Source organism: Mesorhizobium loti, assembly GCF_003148495.1.
Taxonomy (GTDB): Bacteria; Pseudomonadota; Alphaproteobacteria; order Rhizobiales; family Rhizobiaceae; genus Mesorhizobium; species Mesorhizobium loti.
This window is the reverse complement of sequence record NZ_QGGH01000001.1, coordinates 756,805-781,407: the sequence shown is the minus strand read 5'-3', so window position 1 is coordinate 781,407 and position 24,603 is coordinate 756,805. Positions and strand designations below refer to the sequence as shown.

The following is a 24,603-nucleotide window of genomic DNA, read 5'->3' as shown; positions in this document are numbered from 1 at the left end:
TCTCGCTGGACCTTGTGCCGTCTTATTTCTTCCTCACCGGGGCGAGGATATCGAAAGGCAGGTCGTTCTTCTGCTCCGATGGCGTCCGCGCATAGGTTTCCGTATCTGCGGTTTCCGGTGCTGCAAACTCGGCTCGTGCATAGGCCGTCGCTTGCTTTGCCGGCTGAAGGTTCATCGTTTTCAGCAGCTGTCCAGTCGCGGCCAGAAGCCGGTACTGGGCAAACAGCGATGCATAGGAAGCGGTGTCCGCCAGCGTTGCCGTGTTGAACCGCGTATTCTGCGCATCGAGCACGTCGAGCAGCGAGCGCTGTCCGACTTTGAACTGCTCGCGATAGGAAGCGACCAGCTTCTCATTGGCGGCGGCCTGTTGCCTCAGGGTCTTTGCCAGATCGGCTTGCCGGAACCGGCGATCCCATGAGGTGCGAACAGCTTCCTCGATTTCGCGCTGGACCTGATGCAGCGCGAGACGCTGTTCACTGGTGCGGCGGATCTGCTCCTGCTCATTGGCCTTGTCGATGCCACCGCGGTAGAGGTTCCAGCGCAGGACCACGCGCGCTTGCAGGTCGGAAGTGTCGCCATTGTCACCGTCAATGTCAGTTCCCGCCCGGGCGACACCTTCAGCGATGATGGAGGGGCCAAATTTTGCCCGCGCAGCGTCCACGAGGGAGGCCGCCGCGTCGATGTCGCTGTTGGCCATGTGCACGCGCGGATTGCTTTCGCGCGCCAACCCTATTGCCTCGTCAAGCGAGCGCGGGAGTGCGGCCGAGACGTCGCCCGGTCTCGAAGGGCTGATCAGCGGCTTTCCGACGGTCTTGAAGAAGCGGATCTTGGCCGCTTCCAGTTCCTCGGTCGCCTCCTGCATGCGCGCCTTGGCGGCGAACAGCCGTTCCTCGGCCTGTTGCCGGTCGGCCTCGTTCAGCGCGCCGCCCGAGATGCCTTGCCGGATGTCGCCGAGAATTGCCTGATGGAAGCCGAGATTTTTCTTCGCTTCGGCGACAATCGACGCCTGCAGCATGTACTCCAGGTAGTCCTGGACAACGGACAGCCCGATGAATTCGGACCGTTCCAGCACCCGGAATGAAGCTCCATCGACGCGCGATGCCTGGCGGTTCAATTCGGCCCGCCTTGCGCCGCTGTCATAAAGCGTCTGCGAAACGGTAAGATCCGTTTCAGCTGGATAGAGCGCATCGTCTTGTATGGAAAGCGAGCGCCTGGATGGATTGTCCAGCCGGCGAACGCCAGCCGATGCCTCGACATCGACACTGGGAAGATAAAGGCCTTTGGCTTGCCGCAGCTCGAACTCGATTGCTTCGCGGTTTTCGATTGCCTGTCCAATCTCGGGATTGGATTCCACCGCAACAGCCATCGCCTCCTTGAGCGTGAGCGCATGAGCGCTCGCGCAGGTCAGCATGGTGGCCGCCATCAAGAGACCAAGGCGCTTGCCTATGGTCGACACGCTTGTCGTATTCATTCAACCCACCCTAACGTTTCCCCAGCGCCTTTTCACAGCGCTACAACCAAGCCCAGGGGCTGCCGTTGGAGAACTATCCAACAGATTCACGAAATATGTGAGTGATTATTAATTTAGAGAACACTAAAAGGGCTGATTCGCGCTACAAGGCTGCGGGATGTAGCAAAAATAGCACATAAACATCGACCCGCTGCGGTTGCACCCGGACGCTGTCACGTGTGGGAAACCGCAAAAGCATGAGGGCCGCCGGCCAACGCGGGCTGAATCGTAGCAGGCGCGAACAGCCGTTCTTGACGACTAAATCCGGAGTTGGATCGCTGTTTCGGACAGCGCCACGCTAGGTGCCGCGTGCCATCGAGGATAGCAATTCCCGCCAAAACACGCTCTCGGCAGCCTGTCGGCGCCGACTAGATGTTCTCGCGGGTGTAGATCTCAAAGGGCAGGATCGTCGTGAAGTTGCCGCCTTCGTTCGGGGCGGAGACGGCGCGGACCATGCCGGCCAGCGCTTCTTGCGCGATGCGGGCGAGCGGATGCGAAATGACAAAAGTCAGCGTGCCGTCGAGCAGGGCTGGGCGCGTCGAGTCCATCAGCTCATAGCCGACGACGACGAGGCTGCCGGCCCGCCCGGTGGAGCGCAGCGCCGCGATGGTGCCGGTGATGCCGCCACCGGCGACATAGAGGCCGGACAGATCCGGATTTTCGTTCAGCAGCTTCTCGGTCATCTCCTGCGCGATGGCGCTCGATTCGAAGGTCAGCAGCGGCTCCAGCAGGGTGAAGCCAGGCGCGTGCTCGCGGAAAAAGGAACGGAAGCCGCTTTCGTTCATTTCCTGGCAGCGGTAGCGATGATTGCCGACGAGGATGCCCAATTTGCCGGGCGCCCGGCAGACATGCTCAAACACCCAGGCGGCGGTGCGCCCGACCTTCCAGTTGTCCAGTCCGATGTAGTGAACCTGACCCGTCGCCGAGATCTGCGAGATCAGCGCAAACACCGGCACGTTGCGCGCCTGCAGCGCGTCGACCGCCTGGGTGACCAGCGGATGGACGGCGGCGACAACGCCGACGGCGTCGCATTCGGCACCGAGCGCCAGCAGGCGCGCTCCGACGTTTTGCGGCGACAGATCGTCGAGAAACTCGATGCGCAGTTCTATCTCGCAGTCGGGCATGGCCGGCGCCACCGCGCGCAGCGCCTCGGCGATGTTGCGGTAGAAGGCGCGACCCGGCTGGTGCAGCAGGAAGCCAAAGCGGTAGTGCGGCCGTGCGGCCGCTATGCGGCTGCGCAGCGCGCCCATGCCGTAGAAGCCAATCTGCTCGGCGGCCAGCCTGACGCGCTCGCGCGTGCCCTGGCGGACGGCACCAGCGCCGCTCAGCACCCGGTTGACGGTGGCCACCGAAACATTCGCCTCGGCAGCTACATCCCTGATCGTCGGGCGCTTGTTCTGATCCATTTCGTCTCATCCGCCTGTAGCAATTGATACGAAAATATCATTCATCGCGTCAGATTGATATGAATGACACAATCCATTTGGAACAAACATTCTATTCTTGATTCATTTTGGATCAAGATGTTTATCTCGTCAAAAGCAAGCAAGGCGGACGCACCGCCAGCCCAGGGATAGCAGCAGCACAGCGCAGACGGGTTTTCGCCCACCGCTCTCAGGCGGTGTGAGGCAGCGTGCGCGTGCGGCCCATCCCAAGACGTTGCGGGTGCGGCATTGCGGATGGAGGATTGCATGGACGATCTCAAATACGGCGTGCGCGACAAGCGCGGCGACTGGAAGCCGAACGGACGCATCGAGGGGGCGCCGTTATGGAACTGGCCGCCCAGGCTGCCGAAGATCCTGGCATGGCTACCCGGCTATATCTGGCCGTGGAATGCCTTCCACATGGCCACGGCGCTGATCTACTGGTTCTATATCGTGCCTGGCGTCGAGACGATGAAGACGATCAGCTGGGGCTGGGCGCTGTGGCTCTATGCCGTCAATGCCGCCACGATCCTCGTCTTCTACGGCATCTTCGAGCTGCGCTATTACATCAAGCGCACCCAGGCGACGCGGTTCAAATACAACCACAAATTCCCCGGCGATGCGCCCTCCGACGTGTTCTGGTTCCAGAGCCAGAACCTCGACAACTTCCTGCGCTCGTTCTTCATCACGATCCCGCTGTGGACCGTGGTCGAAGTCGTCTTCCTCTGGTGTTTTGCCAATGGCTACGTGCCGTGGGTCGGCTGGGCGGATCATCCGGTCTACCTCGCCGCACTGGTGCTGGTCGCGCCGGCCATCCACGAGGTGCACTTCTTCTTCATCCACCGCCTGATCCACTGGGGCCCGCTCTATCGCTGGATCCATTCGGTCCACCACAACTCGATCAACCCCTCGCCCTGGTCGTCGCTGTCGATGCATCCGGTGGAAGGCTTCCTCTATCACGCTGTCGCCTTCTGGCACCTGGTCATCCCGTCCAATCCGATCGTCGCGCTGTTCCAGCTGCATGTTGCCGGCTTCGGTGCCGTCAATGGCCATCTCGGCTTCGACAAGCTGGAAGTGACCGACGACAAGGCCGTCGATAGCCACGCCTACGCGCATTACCTGCACCACAAATATTTCGAGGTGAACTATGGCGGCGACGGGCTGATCCCGCTCGATCGGTGGTTCGGCACCTGGCACGACGGCACCAGGGAGGGCGAAGCCATGATGGACGCCCGCTTCCAGAAAAAGAAGGAACGCATGAACGCCAAAGCCGAGGCGAACCATTGATCACATGACGCGGCGCGCAATCGGGAGAGGTGCGCGCCTGCGGATGAATTATTTTTTCTAAACCCGTCTGACGACGGCAACCGGGAGGAAATGAAATGAAAACTATCACGAAACTGCTGACAGCGATCATGCTTGCGGGCGTGGCGGCGACATCGGCCACTTCGGCAATGGCTGACGGGGCGAAGATCTTCGTCATCGGCGGCAAGGCGGATGACCCGTTCTGGTCGAAGGTCAAGAAGGGCGCCGACGATGCCGGCAAGGTCGCCGAGCTGACCGGCGGCTCGGTCACCTGGCTCGGCCCGCAGAACTACGACAATCTCGGTCCGGACGCGGCCAAGCTGATCCGCACCGCGCTCAGCCAGAAGCCGAGCGCCATTGTCGGCCCCGACTGGGTCCCGGAGGCCATGGACGATGCCTTCAAGGAAGTCGTTGCAGCCGGCGTGCCGCTGATCATCTACAACTCCGGCGGCATGGACGCGGCCAAGCGGCTCGGCGCCATGAACTATGTCGGCAATGAAGAATACGCGGCTGGCCTGGGCGGCGGCGCCTATTACGGCAGCCATGGCTCCAAGAACGTGCTGTGCGTCAACACACTGCCCGGTGCCACCAACACCGAAGATCGCTGCAAGGGCATTGCCGACGCCATCGCCAAGAGCGGCGGCAAATCCAGCCAGTTGCCGCTGCCCTCGTCCAGCTTCGGCAACCCGACCGCGGTTGCCGAGGCGATCAAGGCCGCCGTGCTGAAGGACAACACCATCGACGGTGTCATCACCATCAGCGCCGGCGACGCCAACAGCGCCGCCAACGCTATCAGCCAGGCCAATGCCGGCGACAAGGTCAAGCTCGCTTCGTTTGACATGGACGAGACCGGCCTGCAGCGCATCAAGGCTGGTACGCAAATGTTCGCGGTCGACCAGCAGCCCTATCTGCAGGGCTTTCTTGCGGTGTCGCTACTGAACGGCCTCGTCAACTATGGGCTCGACCTGCCGACCAAGCCGGTGCTGACCGGACCGGGAATCGTCGACGCCGCCAATGTCGACGCGACGATGGCCGGTGCCGCGGCCGGCGCCCGTTAGCTTCTGCAGACAGAGTGTCCGGCCCATTCGCGGGCCGGACATCATCTGCCACGCGCCGCCGACGATTGGCCGCGGCAGGCTCCCATTGTTCAAGCCAGGGACATTTCGATGACATCCCAAGCCCATCACCAATCCGCCGTGGCAGCCACCGCGCCGCCCGCCCCGCACTCTTCGATGCCCTCGATCGGCAGCCTCGTGCGCCGCCCCGAAGTTGGCTCGCTGATCGGCATGGTCGCCGTTCTGGTGTTTTTCTCGATCTTCGGCGGCGCCAATTTCATGTCGGCCGGCGGCGCCGCGAGCTGGCTCAACGTCGCCTCGGAACTCGGCATCATCGCGCTTCCGATCGGGCTGCTGATGATCGCCGGGCATCTCGATCTCTCCGTCGGCTCGATGGTCCCCGCCAGTTCGATGACCATCGCCATCCTGTCGGGCCATTACGGCCTGCCGATCATCGTCGGCATCCTCGCCGCGCTCGGCCTTGGGCTCGCCGTCGGCTTCATCAACGGCGTGCTGGTGATCCGCACCAAGGTGCCGTCCTTCGTCGTCACCCTGGCCACGCTGTTTGCGCTCGCCGGCCTGACGCTCGGCCTCTCGGTCATCCTCTCCGGCAGCACCAGCGTCGCGCTGAAGAGCGGACCGACCGCCAAGCTTCTGTTCGGCGACTATCTCGGCGGCAAGTTCGAGGTGACGCTGTTCTGGTGGATCGCCGCCATCCTGATCGTCGGCTTCATCCTGAATTTCTCGCGCTTCGGCAACTGGATCCTGGCCATGGGCGGCGATGCCGTCAGCGCCCGCAACGCCGGCATCCCGACCGACCGGGTGACCATCGCCCTGTTCATGAGCAGCGGCCTGTGCGCCTCCTTTGTCGGCATGTCACAGGCGATCCTCTACAACAGCGCGCAAGTGGCCGCAGGCCAATCCTTCATCTTCAACTCGATCATCGCGGTGGTCATCGGCGGCGTGCTGCTCACCGGCGGCTACGGTTCGGTCGTCGGCATCGTGCTCGGCACGCTGACCTTCGCCATCGTCAACCAAGGTATCTTCTACACCGGCTTCGACGCCAACTGGGCAAGCCTGATCATCGGCGTCCTGCTGTTGGCGGCCGTGCTGATGAACAACACCTTCCGCACCATGGCGCTGACCTACGCACCACGTGCCAAATCGAGGACTCGCTGATGACATCGCCCCTGCTCAGGCTGACTGGAATCAACAAGTCGTTCGGTCCGATCGATGTGCTCCACGACATCTCGCTCGAGGTCAACAGAGGCGAGGTGCTGTGCCTGCTCGGCGACAATGGCGCTGGCAAGTCGACGCTGATCAAGATCCTCTCCGGTGTCCACAAGCCGACATCGGGCACGATGGATATGGACAGCAAATCAGTCGCCTTCGACAGCCCGCGCGACGCCAGCGACCATGGCATCGCCACCGTCCACCAGTTCGGCGGGACGTTCCCGCTGATGAGCATCGGCCGCTCCTTCTTCGTCGGCGCCGAGCCGACGCGACGCTGGGGGCCGCTGACCATCTACGACCGCAAACGGGCCAACGAGATCGCCGTCACCGAGATGCGCCAGCTCGGCATCACCCGCATCGATGACGGCGACCGCCTCGTCGGTGGGCTGTCCGGTGGTGAACGCCAGGCGCTGGCGATCGCGCGCGCCGTGCATTTCGGCGCCAGCGTGCTGATCCTCGACGAGCCGACCGCGGCGCTTGGCGTCAAGGAGGCGGCGCACGTGCTGCGCATTGTGCTGCAGGCGCGCCGCAAGGGCATTGCGGTGATCTTCATCACCCACAATGTCGTCCATGCCCTGACCGTCGGCGACCACTTCGCCGTCCTCATCAGAGGCTCAAAGGCCGCCGACTTTCGCAAGGGCGAGAAGAGCCGCGAGGCGATCACCGACCTGATGGCCGGCGGCGAGCAGATGGCCGAGCTTGAAGCCGAGATCGAGAGCTTCTCGGCGGCTGATAACGGGCATGCGCCGCAGGGCGCGAGCCATGCGTGACCAGTGAAGACGCCCATCTCCTCCTCCCGGGCATCTTCCTGTACGGCCGGCGGAATGCGTGGTCCGCCGGCCGCCTTTTTCAACCAACCAAAGACAGGCTTGCAGGAACCAGCAATGGCAAAGTGGATTGATGCGTGTGCGACCGATGACATCGAGGAAGAGGACGTCATCCGCTTCGATCACGAGGGCCGGACATTCGCCATCTACCGTAGCCCCGACGATGCATTCTTCTGCACCGACGGGCTGTGCACGCATGAGAAGGTGCATCTGAGCGGCGGGTTGGTTATGGAACACAGGATCGAATGCCCGAAGCACAACGGCGTGTTCGATTACCGGACCGGCGAAGCGCTGCGCGCACCGGTCTGCGTGAACCTGAAAACCTACACCACGAAGGTCGAGGACGGCCGCGTGTACATCGAGGTCTGACATGTCCGATACGTTTACGCTTGCGGCTTGCGTCGAAATGCTGTGGCGCGACCGGCCGATGGAATGGCGCGTCAAGCGCCTCACCGAAATGGGCTTCCAGGTCGGCCTCTGGAACTGGCCCGAGCACGATCTCGCAATGCTGGAAAGATCCGGCGCGACCTTCTCGATCATGAATGGATATTTGCACGGCCGGCTGGCCGATGACGAGGGTGCCGCCGAATTGCTGAAGACGGCTAAGGAGACGGCGGCGGTCGGCAAGCGCCTCGGCGTCGCGCGGCTCAATCTGCATGGTACCGGACTGGGCGATGGCGGCCTGCCGGTCACGCCCTGCGAGATCGTCACCGGCGCGATGTGGCTCAAGGCGCGCGACACGCTGAACCGCATTGCCGACCTCGCCGAAGCCGAGGGCGTGACGTTCACGCTGGAGAATTTGAACCTGCCGGTCGACCATCCCGGCGTGCCGTTTGGGCGCGCCGAGGACACGCTTGCACTGGTGTCTGATATCAACCGGCCGGGCCTGCGCCTCAATCTCGATCTCTACCATGCGCAAATCGGCGAAGGGAACCTGATCGAGCTGTGCCGCGCCTGCCTGCCGTGGCTCGGCGAGGTCCAGGTGGCCGATGTGCCCGGACGCATGGAGCCCGGCACCGGCGAGATAAACTATCGCGGCATCGCCCGCGCACTGAAGGACATGGGCTACCGTGGGCCGGTGGGCATGGAGGCGTTTGCCTCCGGTGATCCCGAATTTGCCCTGCAGGCCTTCCGCGAAGCTTTCACCGTCTGAGGAACGAAATGGTCACCAAGAGCAGCCGCCCCACCGTCGCCGACATCCGCGCCATGAAGGGCCGCGGACAAAAGATTTCCATGCTGTACGTCACCTCTGTCGAAGAGGCGGCGGCAGCGGATGCGGCCGGCGTCGACATGCTGTCGATCGAGGGCCGCTTCTTCACGCCAGAGATGCGCGAGGCGACCGGCCGCTGCTTCGTGCAGGTCGGTCTGCCCTATGGCCCCGCCGGCGATCTGGTCACGTCGGAGGATTATCTGAAAACCGCCTACCACTTCATGCGCATCGGCGGCGATTGCTTCTACTGCGCCGCCTCGCTCGATATCCAGAAGGCGCTCTGCGACAATGCGGTGCCGGTCGTCGCCCATGTCGGCCTGATCCCCTCGCAATGCACCTGGACCGGCGGCTTCAAGGCCGTCGGCAGGACGGCCGAGAGTGCGCGGGCGGTGTGGGATCACGTCAAGCGCCTGGAGGCCATCGGCTGCTTCGGCGCCGAGCTGGAAGTGGTGCCCGACCGGGTTGCCGAACTGATCACCCGGAATACACCCTTGATCATGCTCGGCATGGGCGCCGGGCCGCATGCCGACGCACAGTATCTGTTCAGCGAGGACGTGCTTGGCCACACTGCTGGCCACAGGCCGCGCCACGCCAAGACCTACCGCAACTTCGCCGCCGAATATGAGCGGCTGCAGCGCGAGCGCATCGCCGCCTATCGTGAGTTCATATCCGACGTGCAGACCGGCGCCTATCCCGAGCCGCAGCACGTGGTTGCGGTCGCCGACGAGCAGCTTTCTGCTTTCAAGGCCTCTCTGGGTCTCTAGCGGCTATCTGCGGACGCGCGACCCGCGCAATCCGGCGACATGATAGGCCGCATTGCCTTCTGCAATCGCTCGCTGGATAGTCTCGGCCATGTTGGAGACCCTGGCGACTCACTGGCCACAAATTCTCGCCATCATCTCGGTGGTGATGGCGACCGCTGGCATCGCCCACGCCGTCATGACCAAGGAGGATGTCCGCGCCGCCACCGGCTGGGTCGGCGTCATGGTGCTGTCGCCGATCCTCGGCGTGCTGATCTATGCCGTCGCCGGCATCAACCGCATTCGTCGTGCCACGATCACCGCACAGCGTCCGCTGGCCGGCGACGCGGTGTCCGCCAAGTATGAACGCGACCTCGCCGCCGAAGAGGCCCTGATCGTCGAGCGGTACGGCCAGCGCTTCACGGGCTTGAGAACACTGGGCGACAGGGTGGCACGGCGCGCGCTCAACCCGGGAAATGCAATCGATGTGCTGGAGACAGGTGACGAGGCCTATGCCGCCATGTGCGCGGCCATCGACGGCGCCGAGCGCAGCATCCTGCTCGAGACCTATATTTTCGACAATGATGCCGTCGGCCTGCTCTTCGTCGAAGCGCTGGCTGGAGCTGTCCGGCGCGGCGTCACCGTCCGCGTGCTGATCGATGCCGTCGGCGCCCGCTACTCCGTGCCGAGCATCCTTGGGCATTTGCGCGAGGCCAACATCCCCGCCGATGTCTTCAACGGCAACATCGTCATGGGCCTGCGCCTGCCCTACGCCAATCTCAGGACCCACCGGAAGATCCTGGTGGTCGACGGCATGGCCGCCTTCACCGGCGGCATGAACATCCGCAAGGGCTTCTCCGCCGAATTCGCCGGCTCCAACAGCGCCAGGGACACACATTTCCGGGTGACCGGTCCGGTCGTAGCCGACCTCTTTTCGGTCGCCGCCGAGGACTGGCGCTTCGCCACCAATGAGGCTCTAAAGGGGGATGCCTGGCGAATTGCCCCGCTGTCACCGTCGCCCGGCGTGCCGATGCTGGTACGGGCGGTCGCGTCCGGCCCGGACGCCAGCAACGAGACCAACCACAAGCTGCTGATCGGTGCCTTCTCAGTCGCCCGCAAGTCGATCCGCCTGATGTCGCCCTATTTCCTGCCGGATCGGGAACTGATCAGTGCGCTGATCACCGCCGGCAGACGCGGTGTCGAAATCGACATCGTCGTGCCGGCCGTGAACAACCTCTTCCTAGTCGACCGTGCGATGACGGCGCAGTTCGACCAGGTGCTGAAACATTATTGCCGCGTCTGGCGTACCGAGGGACCGTTCGACCATTCGAAGCTGCTTTCGATCGACGGTGTGTGGGCCTATGTCGGCTCTTCCAATCTTGACGCCCGGTCGCTGCGGCTGAATTTCGAGATCGACCTCGAGGTGCTCGACGCCGGCTTTGCCAGCGAGATCGAGGCGCGGATCGGGTCGGCAATCGCCTCCGCCGTGCCGGTGACGCTGGACGCGTTGCGGGCCCGGCCATTCCTTATCAGGCTGTTCGACCGGGTGCTTTGGCTGGGTTCACCCTATCTCTAGATGGGCTTAGCCCTAGATGGGTTCACCCTATCTTTAACAAAACGACGTGTTTGCCGGATAGTTTGGTGTCGATCATGGAACATAAGCCCAAAGACTCTATTTGAGGTGCATGGTGAAAGCAGCTGAAATGGCAGGCACACGATGCGAATGAACGGACGCAGCCTCCCGGCAAGCATGCTTCTATCCATTCGTGACCGCCGGATGCAGAAGGCAAACGCCGCTGCACACAAGACGACAGCCATCACCGGCACGCTGGTTGCCTCCTACAATGTCCACAAATGCATCGGCGTCGACAGGAAGTTCGACCCGGAGCGGACCATCCGCGTCATCCGCGAAATCGATCCGGATGTCATTGCGCTGCAGGAAGCCGACAACCGCTTCGGCGACCGCGACGGGCTTCTCGACCTGCCGCGGCTCGAGCGGGAAACCGGCCTGGTTCCGGTGCCGATTTCCGCGACCGGCAAGGGCCATGGCTGGCATGGCAATGTCCTGCTGTTCAAGAAGGGCGTCGTTCGTGACGTGCATCAGATCAAGCTTCCGGGTCTGGAGCCGCGCGGCGCGGTGGTGGCGGAGATCGACCTCGATGGAAGTCAGACGCTGCGCATTATCGCCGCCCATCTTGGCCTGCTGCGCCGTTCGCGCTCCCAGCAAGCACGTGTCGTGCTTGAACTGATGAACAGCCCGGACGAAAAGCCGACCTTGCTGCTCGGCGACCTCAACGAATGGCGGCTCGGCAACCGCTCCGCGCTCAACACGCTGCATGCGACGTTCGGCCCGCAGCCGCCGGCGGTCCCCACCTTCCCCTCAAACCTGCCGCTGCTGGCGCTCGACCGGATCATGGCCAACAGGCATGGCATGATTGCCGCTGTCGACGCGCATGACACGCCGCTTTCGCGCGTTGCCTCCGACCACCTGCCGCTGACGGCCTTCGTGCGCCTGGAGCGTGTCTCCGATAACGCCTTGATATCTCCGGCGTCGCAAAGCGTGTAGATTTCCAGTGGAACCGCCCGGTTCTTCCGCGAGTTGATATGTCGAGTTGATATGTCTTTGACTCGCAGGAGGATGAAATGAAAAAACTGATTTTAGCTTCCATGTTGGCATTTGCCGCGACAGCTGCGGTCATTGCACCCACGCAAGCCGCAAGCGTGATTATCCAGTCCGACGACAACAACCAGTATTCACAGGACGATCAGTCCGACAACGGCGAAATTGTCGTTCGTCGCCATCACCGGTATAACAACGACAACCAGTATGGTGACGATCAGAACGGCAGCGTGCAGTACGGTGACTACAACGATGGCGAGTATCGCCGCCACCACCGGCATCACCGCTGCCATATCGAACTGGTCAAGCACTGGCGCCACCACCACAGGGTGATCGAGGAGGTCCGCGTCTGCGGCTGATGCCTAAACCGGCCAGCGAAAGCCGGCCGGTTTCGCTCTGGCATGATTAGCTGACGAAATAGCGCTGCCATTCGAAGTCGGTGATGTGCGACGCCTGCCAGGCGTCGAACGCCACCTGCTCGGCCCGCCGGCTCTCGGCATAATTGTCGCGGAAGGCATCGCCGAAGGCATCAGCGCAGAAATCCGAGGCGGCGAACGCCTCGATCGAAGCATTGAGCGTGCGCGGCAGCTTCGGCTTGTCGAGATTGGCCAGGTTCGACGTCACCGGCGCTTCGAGCGGCAGATCCTTCTCAATCCCCTCGCAGCCCGCCGCCAAGATCGCGGCAATCGACAGATAGGGATTGATGTCGGCGCCAGGCGCGCGATGCTCCAGCCGGCAGGCGCCGTCATTCGGCGTGGTGATGGCGCGGATGGGTGCTGTACGGTTCTCGAACCCCCAGGCGACGTCCTCCGGCGACCAGGCGCCACGATCGAAGCGGCGATAGGAATTGACCGTCGGCCGAAACAGCAGATGCGTTTCCTGCATCCGGTTAAGCAGGCCGGCAAGGAATTTTTCGGCGACCGGCGTCAGCCGGTTCGGACCGGCGGCGAAGGCCGGCTTGCCGTCGCGCCACAGGCTGACATGGTGATGCGCGCCACAGGCGCTTTCCTTGCCTGGCGGCTGGAAGCGCGTCATGAAAGTGGCGACCAGGCCACGCTCGGCGCACAGTTCACGCAGATGCAGCTTGGCGCGCATGGCGTCGTCGGCTGCCTGCAGCGCCGATTTCGGCGTCAGCGCATATTCGTACATGCCGTAGCCATATTCGGTGACCAGCGAGGCGACGCCGATGCCGATGCTCTTCATGCGGGTGATGAATTCGGCGGCAAAATCCTGATACTCACCGCTGCGCACCAGATCATAATTGATCAGCGAATGGCCCCAGGGCTTCAGCTCGCGGTAGCGCCCGGCGCGCATCAGATCGTGGTCGGCGTGGAAGATGCCGAACTCATACTCGAGCGCGATCATCGGCTCGTAGCCGAGCGCCCTGGCGCGTTCCTCGACGCGGGCGAGCACACCGCGCGGATCGAACGGACAGACCGCGCCGTCGAGCATGTAGGAGCTGGTGATGGCCGAGGCGAATTTCGGTTTCCAGCCGTGCTGGACCACCGTCGCCGGATCGATGATCCCCTTGATGTTGGGGAAGCCATTCTCCTCATTGGCACTCGGCGAGGCGAAGGCGACATCGCCCATCGGCTGGCCGTCGCCATGGGTGACGCAATAAAGGATGGCGTTGATGGATTCGCCATAGGTCGAAAGCTTCAGCGGCGTGATCTTGGAGCGGAACGCGCCTGATGTGTCGACTGTATGCACCTCGATGAATTCGACGCCGCGCGTCGCCAGTTCGCGCTGTAGCGCCTCCAGCTTCGGCGCATACTCTGCAGCCTTGTCCTCAAATTCCACGTTCAGACCTCCACCAGGAAAACTCGGAGCAATTCCAGGAAAAGCGTGAGACGGTTTTCCGTCCGGAATTGCGTTAGAAGAAAGAGATAGACGCTACGCTATTTCGCGTTGCGCCTGAAAAGGCGCGACAACAGTTCATCGAGCTCGTAGCGGCCGCTGATGCCGCTCGGACGAAAGGCCATGCAAAGCACGATGACGACGCCAAGCGCCACACCGGACAGCCCGAGCAATTGCGGCAGCTGGATGCCGGCGATCGTCACGCCCGATTCGATGCTGCGGATGAATTCGAGCCCGACCGAAAGCACGATGACGCCGGTCACGGCACCTGTCACCGTCGCCATGCCGCCCAGGATCAGCATCGCCAGCGTGTTGAAAATCATCTGGAAGTAGAACAGCTTGGGGCTGATCGTGCCGGCGAAATAGGCGTAGAGCACGCCGGCCAGGCCGCAGATCAGCGCCGACAGCACCCATGACATCAGCCGCAGGCGCCGGGCGTCGATGCCGAGCGCTGCAGCGGCTTGCGGGCTCTGGGCGCTGGCGCGGAGCTGCAGGCCCCAGCGGCTGTCCTTGAACAGTCGCGCCAGCACGATCACCACCACCGAAAACACCATCATCCAGGGCAGGCCGACCACCTTCGGGATGCCGAAGAAGGCCTGGTTGCCCTTGAACAGGTTGGTCCAGTTGAGAAACACCGAATGGACGATGATCAGCAGCGCCAGGCTGACGATGGTCGCGGCGACACCCGACAGGCGGCTGATCACCTTACCGCTGACGGCGGCGACGATGCCGACCATGATGAGCGCGATGAGCGCCGATGACACCGGATCGAGTTGCAGCGTGGCGAAGCCGAACGGCGCATTGGGGATCGACAGTTTCTTCATGGCCAGCGGCGTCGACAGGATGGCGACGCCATAGGCGCCGAGGCCGACAAAGGCGCTGTGGCCGAGATTGGCGATGTTGCTGTTGCCCATGAACACCTGAAGGCCGACGACGACGATCAGGTTCACGAAGGCGCCGAGCGCCAGATAGGTGTAGTAGGTCGGTGCGAAATTCAGGATCAGCAGCCCGACCACCAGCACCGGTAGCGACGTCACCAGGCCACCGATGAGCGAGCGCGTCAGCGCAGCACGGGGCTGTGCGACAGCAGCAGGCGGAGATGCGGTCTCTTCGATTGCCTGCGACACCTCAAATCTCGCCACCTTCAAATCTCCTTGTCGCCGAGTTCGACCCGCTGGCCGAGCAGGCCTTCCGGCCGGTAGACAAGCAGTGCGACGATGATCACGTAGGTGAGCGCGTCCTTGAAGCCCCCATATTCCTGCGGCAACGCAACCAGCAGGCCGACCTCGATGAAGCCGAGCAGCATGCCGCCGGCCGCAGCGCCCGCCAGCGAGCCGAAGCCGCCGATCACGCAGGCGACGAACGCCTTCAGCACCAGGCTGAAGCCGAGATCGGGCGAGACGCTGCCGCGCCGCGCGATGATGAAGACGGCGGCGATGCCGGCCAGCGCGCCGGAGATGGCGAAGGCGGTGGCGATCACCCGGTTCGCCTTGATCCCCATCAGCCGCACCGTGGCGAAATCGCGCGACGCCGCGCGGATGGCTAAGCCCAACGTCGAACGGTTGAGGAAGAGCACCAGGGCCAGGATGGTCAGGCCGGAGACGATGAGCTCCATCACCTGCAGCGACGACACCGCGAAGGGGCCGAAGAACCACATCTGGTTCAGCCCATTGAGGATCGAAACCGATTGCGGCTTTGGCGAGATCAGCAGCATGAACAGGTTCTGCACGACGATCGAGACGCCGAAGGCGGTCAGCAGTCCTGTCGTCGTCGGCGCATAGCGCACAGGCCGGAACGCCACACGCTCGAAGGCGACGGCCGCAAGGGCGGCGGCAGCAACCGCAAGCAGCACGGCGACGATAGGCGAGGTCAGTCCGAGAGCGGCCGCCAGGAATACGCTGTAGGCCGAGACGCCGATGATTTCGCCATGCGCGAAATTGACCAGGCCCATGATCGAGAACACCACCGCCAGGCCAAGCGCCACCAGCGAATATTCCGCACCGAAGGCCAGCGCATTGAGAAGCTGCTGCAAGGCATAATCCATGTCGCCGCCTACCCGCCGATATAAAGGTTGAAGAGACCGTGTTCGTCCGCAAGGCTGGACGGCGGCCCGCTGTGGCGAAGCGTGCCGGCACTGACGACATAGACGCGGTCGGCGAAGCGCAGCGCCTGCCTGGCGTTCTGCTCGACCACCAGCAGCGTCAGCCCTTCCGCCTTAAGCTCGCCGATGAAATCGAAGATCTGCACGACGATCTTCGGCGCCAGCCCCAGCGACGGCTCGTCGAGCAACAGCAGCTTCGGCCGCGACATCAGCGACCTGGCAATGGCCAGCATCTGCTGCTCGCCACCGGAAAGCGTACCGGCCGCCTGCCCGTAGCGTTCGGAAAGCACCGGAAACAACGCCAGGAAGCGCTCGATGTCCTGGCGCACGCCCTTGGGATCGCGCCGTATCGCCGCACCAAGCCGCAGGTTCTCGCCGACCGTCAGATTGGCGAAGATGTGCCGGCCTTCCGGCGTCGAGGTCAGGCCGGCGCGAATGCGATCCTCGGTGCGGACACGCGAAATGTCCTGGCCGTCGAGAACGATGCGGCCGGAAGCCGGTGTGACCAGACCCGTCAGCGCATTGATGGTCGAGCTCTTGCCGGCGCCGTTGGGGCCGAGCAGGGCGACGAGTTCGCCCCGCCCGACCTTCAGGCTGAGGTCGCGCACCGCGCTCACCGCGCCGTAGCGGACAACCAGATTGTCGACGCTCAGCACGACAGCGCCTGCGCTGCGAAGGCTCGATCCATCATCACCTGACCTACCTGCCTCAGTTCAGTGCCGGAACGAAGGTCGGCGGCGTGTCGGTGATCAGCACCCGCTTGCCGTTCGCAAATCCCATCACCGGCACCGCCTTGACCGGATAACCCTTCTTTTCGGCAAAGGAGATGATCGGCGCCGTGGTCCCGGGATAGCCGCCCGGCGCACGGATCGCCTCGCGCAAGGCGGCGGGCTCGACCGTGCCGGACTTCTTCGCCGCCTCGTAGCTGATCTGCACCATGTCTGCGCCAAGCGCGTCGAAGATGCCGTTGATCTTGTAGCCGTCGGCCTTGCACTGGGCCAGGAACTTGTCGATCGGGCTGTCTACGCCGGTCGCGCCATGGGTGGCGAACATCACCTTTTCCAGCGAGGCCGGATCACCGACGGTGCCTTCCAGCGACTTGTCGTCGAAGGCGTCGCAGCCGGCGACCCAGCCATCATAGCCATTGGCGCGCAGCTGGCGGATAAAAATGCCGACATCCGGCAGCACGCCGCAGATGTGGATGGCGTCCGGCTTCTGCGGCAACGCCTTGATGCTGGCGATCTGCGGCGACCAGTCTGATGTGCCCCAGGAATAGTTGAGCTTGGAGACGACCTTGCCGCCGAGATGCTCGAACACCTCGCCGAACCATTCCGGCAGCTTTTCCGAGTAGGAACCGGCATCGGGCGAGACCATCAGCGCCACGGTGCGCGCGCCCTTGCCGTAGAGCGCATTGGCGGTCGCTGCCGCATTGATCGGATCGGGAACCGCGCCGGCGATGAAATTGTCGAGGCCGGCCTGCTGCATCTCGAGCTGCGTGTTCGGCGCCGAGAACACGGTGGCGCCATAGGGCGCCGCGATCTGCGCCGTCGGGATCAGCGCATCGGGGAACGGCACGCCGGTAATGATCTGGGCGCCGGCATCGAGGAATTTCTGGCCGAGCGACACTGAAAGCTGCGGATCGGAGCGGTTGTCCTCGATCATCAGCTCGACCTTGGGATCGCCGGCGCCGGCAGCCTTGTTCAATTTGTCGGCCATGCAGCGTGCCCCTTCGGCCTCGCTGTAGGGTGCGTAGGTGCCGGTCATCGCCACCGCGAGACCGATCTTCAAATCGGCGGCCCCGGCATGCGTCACCTGCAAAAGCCCCGCCGCCACGACCGCGGCCCCCAAAATCATCTTGTCCATTGAACCCCTCCTTCTCCCTTGTTGTTGACGTTGCGGGGCGCCGTCACGATGTCTCGGACTGCCCGACATAAACCTCGATGACGCGCGGATCGCGCCACACAGCTTCGGTCTGCCCGGACGCGATCACCTGGCCCTGGTCCATGACACAGAGCCGGTCGCAAAGCCGGTTGATGAAGCGCAAATCGTGATCGATGACGATGGTCGCGCAGCCGACATCCCTGCGAATGCCCTCGATCGCCACCGCGAGCGTTTCGGACTCACCTTCATTGAGACCGGCCGCCGGCTCGTCGAGCAGCAGCAGCGACGGCCCCAGCGCCAGCGCGCGGGCGATTTCGAGCCGGCGCTGGCTGCCATAGGACAGCGTGCCGGCCGGAACGTCGGCGAAGCCGTCCAACTGATATTGGGCAAGCAGTTGATCGACGCCGATGCGTGCCGCCGCTTCCGGCCGCACCGCCTGGCAGGTGATATGGGCGACCTCGACATTCTGCCTAACGGTCAAATCCTTGAACAGCCGGATGGTCTGGAACGTACGCGCGACGCCCGCCCGGGCGCAGTACTCGGCGCCGTGGCCGGTGATCTCCTTGCCCGCCAGCCTGACACTGCCGGTGTCCGGCTTGAGCACGCCGGAGATGGCGTTGACCAGGGTCGATTTTCCGGCGCCATTGGGGCCGATCAGGCCGAGGATCTCGCCGGCCTTGCAGGCCAGCGAGGCACTGCGCAACGCCTGCACGCCGCCAAAAGTCTTGCTGACTGCCTCAACCGACAGCATCGGTCACATCTCCCATCCGGCCGATGGCTATTTCTCCTGTCGGCCGGTCAACAGGATGCTAGACCCCGGACTTTTCCATAACAAGTATTTTTTTCCATTTTAGAAAATATTCTTAGAGGGCTCGAACTTTCGAGCCCGGATTCCGGTCGGGCCGGGATCAGACCCCGGCTCCGGCCGGGAGCCCGTCGCGCGGCACGGTGTTCGACATCAGCATGATCACCGGCTCGTCGCCCAGCGCGATATAGGCATGCTGCATTTCGCCGTCGAAAAGGATGCTATCGCCCGGCTGCAGCACTGTGGGATCATAATGGATCGTGTGCAGTTCCAGGCTGCCGCTCAGCACGTGGATGAATTCCTCGCCCGAATGGCTGCGCCAGCCGCCGTTCTCCTCGAAGCTCCTCGCGCGCAGCGTGACACGCCAGAAAATGTTGGTCTTGTCGCGAAAATCGCTGCACAGGACCTCGAATTCCATCGCGTTGCCCTGGTGCAGGATGCCGCTGCCGGCGCGCGTGATCGAGCGCCGCGCCTGCATGCCCGGCTTCGGACTGAACAGGAAGGAGGCCACCGGCACATGCAGCACCCCGGCGATCATCAGCGCGACGTCGACCGTCAGCCGGGCCTTGCCGTTCTCCAGTTTCGACAATTGTGAAACCGAAAGACCGGAGCGTTCGCTGAGATCGCGCAGCGTGATGTTCTGCTCCTTGCGCGCATCGCGGATCTTGCTGCCCACATTGCCCTGCATCGTCCGCGCCCTTGGCTGTCGTGTTTCCAATTTGACAAGCTCTAGCCGGGCGGCCTTGGGGCGTCCAGCCTCTAGAACAATTCCAGGAAAAGTGTGCGGCGGTTTTCCCGGGAAAAGCCCATCGCGCTTTCCCTGGGGAATTGCGTCAAAACAAAGAGATAAAGCGGTTCGCCGTTCGGCGAATCGCCTTAGACGGCTACGGCTGGCTTCGGCCATAGCGACATCGCGACGGTGGCAAAGACATCCTCCAAGGTGCGGCTGACGAGCTCGAATGTTTCCGGATCGGAAAGCAAGTCGTTACGGACTTCGAGATAGAGGCAAGGCCTGCCCTGCTCCAGCCCGTGCCGGTTCAGCGTGTAGCCAACGGCCTGGCGCCAGTCATACGGCTCGTTGTCGCCGATCCTCAACCCGGCCTCGGCACCCCGCGCGCCAAGCGTTTTCAACACCGAGGTGACGAAGGGAGATGGCTCCCGCCACAGCACGCCGATGTCGACATTGCGCCTGACACCGCCCATCACCGGGGTGAAGGAATGCACAGAGATCAGCGCCTGCCGGCCCGCAGCGGCCTCGATAACAGCCTGTTCGACCGGTGCCCAGGCGATCATCTTGCGCAGCCTGACATCGACTGCATCGGGTGCGAGATTACCGGGCACCGGAATGCCGCCGAGGTCCGGGCGCATGAAATCCCATTCGCCGGCGGGCCTGTTGTAGTCGAGGAACAGCCGCGAATAATGAGCAACCACGGCCGGCGCTCGCAATGTCCGCGACAGCCGGCGCGTCAAGGCATCGATACCGATATCGACAGCGAAATGTGTGCCGAGATAGGGCGCTGCGAGGCCAAGGTCATGCCATGGCGCGGGCACCAGATTGCCCGCATGTTCGGCGATCAGCATATAGGGGCTTGCCGCCTCGATCCGCAGCCGCTCGACGCTGGCGGCGGCCAGCGCGGCGATTGCTCCATCATCAAGCCCTGCAAGGCTCGCGGCGTTCACCGGGCCACCTCTAGATCAGCCGATGACGGAGCGGACATGGTAGGCCTTCGCCGCTGTCGCCTCCGCCAGGCCGGCGCGGCCATTGGTGCGGCCGAGGCCGGAATTCTTGATGCCGCCCCAGGGCAGATGCAGGTCGGCGTGGTCGCAGCGGTTGAGATACACCGTGCCGGCCTCGACCTCGTCAAGCAGCGCCACGCCGCGATCGATATCCCGGGTCCAGATCGAGGCGCTGAGGCCGAAATCGCTGTCGTTCATCAGACGGATCGCCTCGTCATCGCTGCCGACGGACTGGATGCAGGCCACCGGCCCGAACAGCTCGTCGCGCATGATCTGCATGCTGTGGTCGACACCGACCAGCACTTCTGGCGCGACATAGGCGGCGCCGAGGCCAGAGGCCTTGAGCGTGCCGTCTCGCGGCATCAGGCGCCGGGCCCCTGCCCGCACCGCCTGCTCGGTGAGATCGCGGATCGTGTCGGCGGCACTCGCCCGCACCACCGGGCCAACCATCGGCTTCTCGTCAAAGGGATGTCCAATAGTCCATTTCGCCGTCTCGGCGACCAGCGCTTCGACGAAGCGGTCATGGATCGCCTTGTCGACATAGATGCGCTCGACCGAGCAGCAGGACTGGCCGGCATTGGAATAGGTGCCCTCGGCGATCTGCGGGATCGTTGCCTCGAGGTCGGCATCGGCGCGGACATAGGTCGGATCCTTGCCGCCGAGTTCGAGATGAACCTGCGTGAAGGTGCCCGCGGCGGCGGCATGGACGCGCCGGCCGCCATTGACCGAACCGATGAAATTCACCGCGTTGAAGGCGCCTGACGAGATCAAGCGCTCGGCATCGGCATGATCGAGATGCAAGCTCTGGAACACGCCCTCGGGGCCGCCGGCGGCACGGAAGGCCTCTTCCGCGAGTTCGGCAATCAGTGGCGTCTGCGGCGAATGCTTGAAGATCACCACATTACCGGCGGCGAGCGGCGCGGTCACAAGATAGCCGAGCATGGCGGTCGGATAGTTCCAGGCGCAGATCGACAGATGCAAGCCGCCCGCCACCGGCTTGGCATAGCGGCGGATGGTCTCATCCGAAGGATATGGCACATCGGCCAGCGCTTCCGGTGCGATGTCGGCAAGCAATTGTCCCACCAGCGCCAGGCGCGGCGTCTCGTCGGCCTGCCACAGCGGCCGGCCGATCTGCCACGCCACCATCTCGGCCAGCGGCATTGCCCGCGCCTTCATCTCCTCGCCGAAGCGCAGCAGGATCGCCAGCCTCTCGGCCAGCTTCGTCCGCCGCCAGGACGGCAGGGCTGCACGCGCCCGGGTCAGCGCTGCCTCGATGGTGGAACCGTCCGCATAAGAGCGCGTCGTATAGATCGAGTCGTCGACGGGAGAAGTCACGGAAAAGGTCCGCGCGCCGGAATGCAGGTTCATGCTGTTGAAATCCATCCGAGCTGAGGGGGCACTTTGGGTACGATATCGCGATTTTCCATTTTGGCAAATTTTTTCTAATACCGCTTGATGGATTTTTAGTCCGCCCCTATTGTCCTTTCGATCGGCATTTCGGCAGAAGCAGACGAGGGGTTCAGATGATCGCTTACGATTTCACCGGCAGGCATGCGGTCGTCGCCGGCGCAGGCGGCGGCATGGGCGAGGCGATCACGCTGGCGCTGCTCGATGCCGGCGCCTCCGTCACCGCCATCGACGTGAAGGCCCGGCCGGCCTCCCTCGCTTCTTACGACGACAGGCTCACCTTCGCGCAGGGCGACCTCACCGACGCCGCCTTTGTCGAACAGACGATCGGTACGGCGGGCCGCGAGCGCGGCGGCATCGACTATCTCGCCAATGTCGCCGGCGTGCTGTGGTTCGGTCGCGACAAGTCCGCCCTCGAGATGGATCTCGACGTCTGGGACGAGGTGTTCAGGATCAATTTGAAATCCTTCGTACACACGGCGCGCTCGGTCGTCCCGCATATGCGCTCGGGCGGACGCGGCGGCGCCATGGTGCATTTCTCGACCATCCAGTGGTATCGCGGCGACGCCAACCCGCAGGACGCCTATCAGGCATCCAAGGCCGGGGTCTGCGCGCTCTCGAAATCGCTCGCCATGCAGCTGGCCGGTGAGCGCATCCGCTCCAACGCCATCTGCCCCGGCATGGCGCTAACCCCGTTGCAGGCGCGCTGGGACACCGAGGAGAAGCGCTCGGCCGTTGCGAGCTACGCGCCGCTCGGCCGCATCGGCACGCCGCAGGACATGGCTAACGCGGCCCTGTTCCTGCTTTCCGACGCGGCGAGTTACATCACCGGCATCGAACTCGCCGTCGACGGCGGCCTGCTGATGCGCATGTAGCCAGCACGCCCGCTGCCGGGCTGTGGCGGCACCGGCGCCAAGACCATAGCTGCGGTCATCGCCGCGGCACGCATGGTCGCAAAGCCTGCAACAGGGAGAATGAGACGGCATGACATGCCGGGTCTCTCAGCGATCACAATCTGTCAACTTTCCGTTCCTTGCCGTCTAACGGATTGGAACACCCCTATATGGAAATTGCGGGCCACGAACCGCCGGCGATGGCAAGGATCATCGCGACGCGACGGAGCGGACGGCCCGTGTCCGGAAAGCGATATCCATACCGCTTTTCCCGTTGAAGGGAGGCGCGACCATGCGCAATTTCACACCAAGGATCATAGCAATCGCATCGCTACTGGCGGCGGTGCCGCTATCGAGTGCTTACGCGGTACACCGCCACAGGGTCGAACCGCAGGGCATGTCTGTCGAGCCAAGAGCGGTCCTCGACCAGTTGCAGGGCGTGAAGCAGGGGATTATCGAGGCAAGGGATGCCAAGGCGATCACCCCTGAGCAGGAGCACGATCTGATGATGAGGGCCGACAGCATCCATCGCTCGGCCACGGGCGGCGGCGCGTACCAAGGTTTGCTCAGCCAGATCGAGAATCTGGATCAGCGACTGCAGGATGATTCAGGCGGCGGCTTCTACATCGGCGACGGTGCCGATGGCGGCTATTATCCAAACGGCTGACGCAGGCCGACAATGATCGCACGGCGCCTCCGGCGATTTCCGGGGGCGCCGGTTTTCCGACAGCATATAGAAGAAGGCAAAACCTACTGAGCCGACGCGACAGCGGACGCGACGTCTCCTATGCTCTGGCCGTAGCAATCAGTTCGCACGCTGCGCCATGAACTGGCCGCTATCGGACAGGCCTCTTCTCCAACTTTGGTACCCTCTGGACACGGCTGTGGAAGGCTGAAAAATGTGGAACGCAACTCCGCGTTTGGAGTTGAATCGGAACATGAGGAGGATGGCGCTGAATCTGGAAGACATTGCCGGCCATCCGGCCCTGCATCGCCATGTTCAGGCACAGTCGCTGGCGCTGATCCGTATCTATGAAGAGAGCCCGCGGCTGGCTTCCATTTTCGCCACGCAGCAGCGTTGGCTGATGGGCCATGTCGGCCTTGCCATGCATTTCAGGCGCGACCCGAACGACCGGCGCAAGGAGTTGACGGTATCGCGTTTCATCGAGTTCGTGCACCGGCACGCTGTGGCCAGCCGCAACACGGCGGACGCCTTCATCAAGGAGATGCTGCACTACCACATTGCCGAGTATGTGTCGGGCGGGGACGGCCGTACGCACCCCTTGCAGCCGACGGCGGCAACCGTGCAGACTTTTACCGGTTGGGTCCTTGCCCATCTGCAGACGCTGGACCATCTCGACGGCGCTGACCGCTTGGCCAGGTTCCTGGAACACCCCGAGATGGTTGCCAGGCTGCAGCCTCTGGTGGCGGACGGCCTGCTTGCCTCCAAGCCGGTGCGCGAGCCCAACCAGACATTCTCCCTGTTCATCTGGCTCAACAATGGCGGCATCGTCATGGACTGGCTGATGTCGGGCATCGACCCCGATCATGCCGGTCTGGAGCAGATTCCAACGAGCGTGGTTTCGATCGGAGATTTCGCCAAATGGCTCAAGCTCTCGCGGACACACCTGGCCCGCAAGCTGCGCGCCGCCGAGGAACTCGGCAGCATCGGCTGGCTCGGCCCGCGCGGTCATTCGGTGATGTGGGTGTCGAACACCTTCTATCAGGAGTACATGACCGTCCAGGCCGCCAAGCTGGCCATTGTCGATGCCGCCTTCAACGCCTGTTTTCCACCGGCCGCTGCCGGCGATTGACCGCCGCCGGGTCTGTTCGCACCCCCGCGCGGGCGATACGAAAACGTGATATGGTTTCCCACAGGTTTGCCGCTGCTTGCGCGGCACCTGTTCGGAGAGGAACCTGCATGAAGAAAGTCTATGAGAAGCCGACGCTGGACAAGCGCGAAAGACTGTCCAGCGTCACGGCGGTTTGCGCGCCGTC

24 protein-coding genes are annotated in these 24,603 nt (G+C 63.4%); 13 read left to right on the top strand and 11 right to left on the bottom strand.

Translation table 11 applies throughout. The features are described 5' to 3' along the window. Window positions 1–22: 22 nt before the first annotated feature. Both C8D77_RS03980 and C8D77_RS03975 read right to left on the bottom strand, forming a co-directional pair. Window positions 23–1,471 carry a TolC family outer membrane protein gene (locus tag C8D77_RS03980; protein ID WP_109659506.1) on the bottom strand — a complete coding sequence of 483 codons (1,449 nt, stop codon included), beginning with the start codon at window positions 1,469–1,471 and terminating at the stop codon, window positions 23–25. Between the two features lie 407 nt (window positions 1,472–1,878). Continuing rightward, entirely contained in the window at window positions 1,879–2,916 is a 1,038-nt protein-coding gene (locus C8D77_RS03975; RefSeq protein ID WP_109659504.1) for a LacI family DNA-binding transcriptional regulator, read from the bottom strand. A gap of 285 nt (window positions 2,917–3,201) precedes the next feature. Here C8D77_RS03975 and C8D77_RS03970 point away from each other — a divergent pair, with 285 nt between their 5' ends. The 10 genes from C8D77_RS03970 to C8D77_RS03925 all read left to right on the top strand — a co-directional run bounded on the left by C8D77_RS03970 (window position 3,202) and on the right by C8D77_RS03925 (window position 12,283). Beyond that, window positions 3,202–4,221: a sterol desaturase family protein gene (locus tag C8D77_RS03970; RefSeq protein WP_109661251.1), complete on the top strand. Its 1,020-nt coding sequence runs from the start codon at window positions 3,202–3,204 to the stop codon at window positions 4,219–4,221. A 95-nt stretch (window positions 4,222–4,316) separates the two neighbouring features. After that, the gene (locus C8D77_RS03965) at window positions 4,317–5,297 is read left to right on the top strand and encodes a sugar ABC transporter substrate-binding protein (protein ID WP_109659502.1); all 981 of its coding nucleotides are present in this window, start codon (window positions 4,317–4,319) and stop codon (window positions 5,295–5,297) included. Window positions 5,298–5,471: 174 nt separating this feature from the next. After that, entirely contained in the window at window positions 5,472–6,473 is a 1,002-nt protein-coding gene (locus C8D77_RS03960) for an ABC transporter permease (RefSeq protein ID WP_109661249.1), read from the top strand. Beyond that, window positions 6,473–7,297, top strand: coding sequence for an ATP-binding cassette domain-containing protein (locus C8D77_RS03955; protein WP_109659500.1), 825 nt, complete (start codon window positions 6,473–6,475; stop codon window positions 7,295–7,297). Before C8D77_RS03960 ends, C8D77_RS03955 begins: the two co-directional genes overlap by 1 nt. 114 nt (window positions 7,298–7,411) lie before the next feature. Next, window positions 7,412–7,723 (top strand): MocE family 2Fe-2S type ferredoxin, encoded by a 312-nt coding sequence (locus C8D77_RS03950; RefSeq protein WP_109661247.1) that lies wholly within the window; start codon window positions 7,412–7,414, stop codon window positions 7,721–7,723. A gap of 1 nt (window position 7,724) precedes the next feature. Continuing rightward, window positions 7,725–8,507: a hydroxypyruvate isomerase family protein gene (locus C8D77_RS03945; protein ID WP_109659498.1), complete on the top strand. Its 783-nt coding sequence runs from the start codon at window positions 7,725–7,727 to the stop codon at window positions 8,505–8,507. A gap of 8 nt (window positions 8,508–8,515) precedes the next feature. After that, entirely contained in the window at window positions 8,516–9,328 is an 813-nt protein-coding gene (locus C8D77_RS03940) for a 3-methyl-2-oxobutanoate hydroxymethyltransferase (protein ID WP_109659496.1), read from the top strand. An 88-nt stretch (window positions 9,329–9,416) separates the two neighbouring features. Continuing rightward, window positions 9,417–10,880: a phospholipase D-like domain-containing protein gene (locus C8D77_RS03935; RefSeq protein WP_109659494.1), complete on the top strand. Its 1,464-nt coding sequence runs from the start codon at window positions 9,417–9,419 to the stop codon at window positions 10,878–10,880. A 141-nt stretch (window positions 10,881–11,021) separates the two neighbouring features. Continuing rightward, window positions 11,022–11,870 carry an endonuclease/exonuclease/phosphatase family protein gene (locus C8D77_RS03930; RefSeq protein ID WP_109659491.1) on the top strand — a complete coding sequence of 283 codons (849 nt, stop codon included), beginning with the start codon at window positions 11,022–11,024 and terminating at the stop codon, window positions 11,868–11,870. Window positions 11,871–11,947: 77 nt separating this feature from the next. Next, window positions 11,948–12,283: a hypothetical protein gene (locus C8D77_RS03925; RefSeq protein ID WP_109659489.1), complete on the top strand. Its 336-nt coding sequence runs from the start codon at window positions 11,948–11,950 to the stop codon at window positions 12,281–12,283. A gap of 46 nt (window positions 12,284–12,329) precedes the next feature. On the opposite strand, the gene C8D77_RS03920 is transcribed toward C8D77_RS03925, so the two are convergent. The 9 genes from C8D77_RS03920 to C8D77_RS03880 form a co-directional block, all read right to left on the bottom strand. Further along, a complete protein-coding gene (locus tag C8D77_RS03920) occupies window positions 12,330–13,724 on the bottom strand; it encodes a glutamine synthetase family protein (protein ID WP_109659487.1) in 1,395 nt (464 codons plus the stop codon). Window positions 13,725–13,822: 98 nt separating this feature from the next. Beyond that, window positions 13,823–14,923, bottom strand: coding sequence for a branched-chain amino acid ABC transporter permease (locus C8D77_RS03915; protein WP_245462916.1), 1,101 nt, complete (start codon window positions 14,921–14,923; stop codon window positions 13,823–13,825). 2 nt (window positions 14,924–14,925) lie between these two features. Next, window positions 14,926–15,825: a branched-chain amino acid ABC transporter permease gene (locus tag C8D77_RS03910; protein ID WP_109659485.1), complete on the bottom strand. Its 900-nt coding sequence runs from the start codon at window positions 15,823–15,825 to the stop codon at window positions 14,926–14,928. Window positions 15,826–15,833: 8 nt separating this feature from the next. Beyond that, a complete protein-coding gene (locus C8D77_RS03905) occupies window positions 15,834–16,538 on the bottom strand; it encodes an ABC transporter ATP-binding protein (protein WP_109659483.1) in 705 nt (234 codons plus the stop codon). Window positions 16,539–16,590: 52 nt separating this feature from the next. Next, entirely contained in the window at window positions 16,591–17,745 is a 1,155-nt protein-coding gene (locus C8D77_RS03900; RefSeq protein WP_164757578.1) for an ABC transporter substrate-binding protein, read from the bottom strand. 43 nt (window positions 17,746–17,788) lie between these two features. Further along, window positions 17,789–18,514: an ABC transporter ATP-binding protein gene (locus C8D77_RS03895; RefSeq protein ID WP_109659479.1), complete on the bottom strand. Its 726-nt coding sequence runs from the start codon at window positions 18,512–18,514 to the stop codon at window positions 17,789–17,791. Between the two features lie 157 nt (window positions 18,515–18,671). Then, window positions 18,672–19,256, bottom strand: a complete 585-nt coding sequence (locus tag C8D77_RS03890) for a helix-turn-helix domain-containing protein (RefSeq protein ID WP_109659477.1) — start codon at window positions 19,254–19,256, stop codon at window positions 18,672–18,674. A gap of 188 nt (window positions 19,257–19,444) precedes the next feature. Further along, complete coding sequence (locus tag C8D77_RS03885) at window positions 19,445–20,248, bottom strand: N-formylglutamate amidohydrolase (protein WP_109659475.1); 804 nt, start codon at window positions 20,246–20,248, stop codon at window positions 19,445–19,447. 15 nt (window positions 20,249–20,263) lie between these two features. Next, complete coding sequence (locus C8D77_RS03880) at window positions 20,264–21,673, bottom strand: aldehyde dehydrogenase family protein (protein WP_109661243.1); 1,410 nt, start codon at window positions 21,671–21,673, stop codon at window positions 20,264–20,266. A gap of 155 nt (window positions 21,674–21,828) precedes the next feature. On the opposite strand from C8D77_RS03880, the gene C8D77_RS03875 reads away from it, so the two are divergent. The 3 genes from C8D77_RS03875 to C8D77_RS03865 all read left to right on the top strand — a co-directional run bounded on the left by C8D77_RS03875 (window position 21,829) and on the right by C8D77_RS03865 (window position 24,419). Next, on the top strand, window positions 21,829–22,587 hold the full coding sequence (locus C8D77_RS03875) for an SDR family NAD(P)-dependent oxidoreductase (protein WP_109659473.1): 759 nt from the start codon (window positions 21,829–21,831) through the stop codon (window positions 22,585–22,587). A gap of 310 nt (window positions 22,588–22,897) precedes the next feature. Beyond that, entirely contained in the window at window positions 22,898–23,272 is a 375-nt protein-coding gene (locus tag C8D77_RS03870; RefSeq protein ID WP_109659471.1) for a hypothetical protein, read from the top strand. A gap of 280 nt (window positions 23,273–23,552) precedes the next feature. Continuing rightward, window positions 23,553–24,419 carry a hypothetical protein gene (locus C8D77_RS03865; protein ID WP_164771368.1) on the top strand — a complete coding sequence of 289 codons (867 nt, stop codon included), beginning with the start codon at window positions 23,553–23,555 and terminating at the stop codon, window positions 24,417–24,419. Window positions 24,420–24,603: the final 184 nt, after the last annotated feature.

Excerpts from the sequence above, each read along its gene's own strand:
- C8D77_RS03980 (WP_109659506.1), bottom strand. The coding sequence starts at position 1,471 with ATGAATACGACAAGCGTGTCGACCATAGGCAAGCGCCTTGGTCTCTTG.
- C8D77_RS03975 (WP_109659504.1), bottom strand. The coding sequence starts at position 2,916 with ATGGATCAGAACAAGCGCCCGACGATCAGGGATGTAGCTGCCGAGGCG.
- C8D77_RS03970 (WP_109661251.1), top strand. The coding sequence starts at position 3,202 with ATGGACGATCTCAAATACGGCGTGCGCGACAAGCGCGGCGACTGGAAG.
- C8D77_RS03965 (WP_109659502.1), top strand. The coding sequence starts at position 4,317 with ATGAAAACTATCACGAAACTGCTGACAGCGATCATGCTTGCGGGCGTG.
- C8D77_RS03960 (WP_109661249.1), top strand. The coding sequence starts at position 5,472 with ATGCCCTCGATCGGCAGCCTCGTGCGCCGCCCCGAAGTTGGCTCGCTG.
- C8D77_RS03955 (WP_109659500.1), top strand. The coding sequence starts at position 6,473 with ATGACATCGCCCCTGCTCAGGCTGACTGGAATCAACAAGTCGTTCGGT.
- C8D77_RS03950 (WP_109661247.1), top strand. The coding sequence starts at position 7,412 with ATGGCAAAGTGGATTGATGCGTGTGCGACCGATGACATCGAGGAAGAG.
- C8D77_RS03945 (WP_109659498.1), top strand. The coding sequence starts at position 7,725 with ATGTCCGATACGTTTACGCTTGCGGCTTGCGTCGAAATGCTGTGGCGC.
- C8D77_RS03940 (WP_109659496.1), top strand. The coding sequence starts at position 8,516 with ATGGTCACCAAGAGCAGCCGCCCCACCGTCGCCGACATCCGCGCCATG.
- C8D77_RS03935 (WP_109659494.1), top strand. The coding sequence starts at position 9,417 with ATGTTGGAGACCCTGGCGACTCACTGGCCACAAATTCTCGCCATCATC.
- C8D77_RS03930 (WP_109659491.1), top strand. The coding sequence starts at position 11,022 with ATGCGAATGAACGGACGCAGCCTCCCGGCAAGCATGCTTCTATCCATT.
- C8D77_RS03925 (WP_109659489.1), top strand. The coding sequence starts at position 11,948 with ATGAAAAAACTGATTTTAGCTTCCATGTTGGCATTTGCCGCGACAGCT.
- C8D77_RS03910 (WP_109659485.1), bottom strand. The coding sequence starts at position 15,825 with ATGGATTATGCCTTGCAGCAGCTTCTCAATGCGCTGGCCTTCGGTGCG.
- C8D77_RS03900 (WP_164757578.1), bottom strand. The coding sequence starts at position 17,745 with ATGGACAAGATGATTTTGGGGGCCGCGGTCGTGGCGGCGGGGCTTTTG.
- C8D77_RS03895 (WP_109659479.1), bottom strand. The coding sequence starts at position 18,514 with ATGCTGTCGGTTGAGGCAGTCAGCAAGACTTTTGGCGGCGTGCAGGCG.
- C8D77_RS03890 (WP_109659477.1), bottom strand. The coding sequence starts at position 19,256 with ATGCAGGGCAATGTGGGCAGCAAGATCCGCGATGCGCGCAAGGAGCAG.
- C8D77_RS03880 (WP_109661243.1), bottom strand. The coding sequence starts at position 21,673 with ATGAACCTGCATTCCGGCGCGCGGACCTTTTCCGTGACTTCTCCCGTC.
- C8D77_RS03875 (WP_109659473.1), top strand. The coding sequence starts at position 21,829 with ATGATCGCTTACGATTTCACCGGCAGGCATGCGGTCGTCGCCGGCGCA.
- C8D77_RS03870 (WP_109659471.1), top strand. The coding sequence starts at position 22,898 with ATGCGCAATTTCACACCAAGGATCATAGCAATCGCATCGCTACTGGCG.
- C8D77_RS03865 (WP_164771368.1), top strand. The coding sequence starts at position 23,553 with ATGGCGCTGAATCTGGAAGACATTGCCGGCCATCCGGCCCTGCATCGC.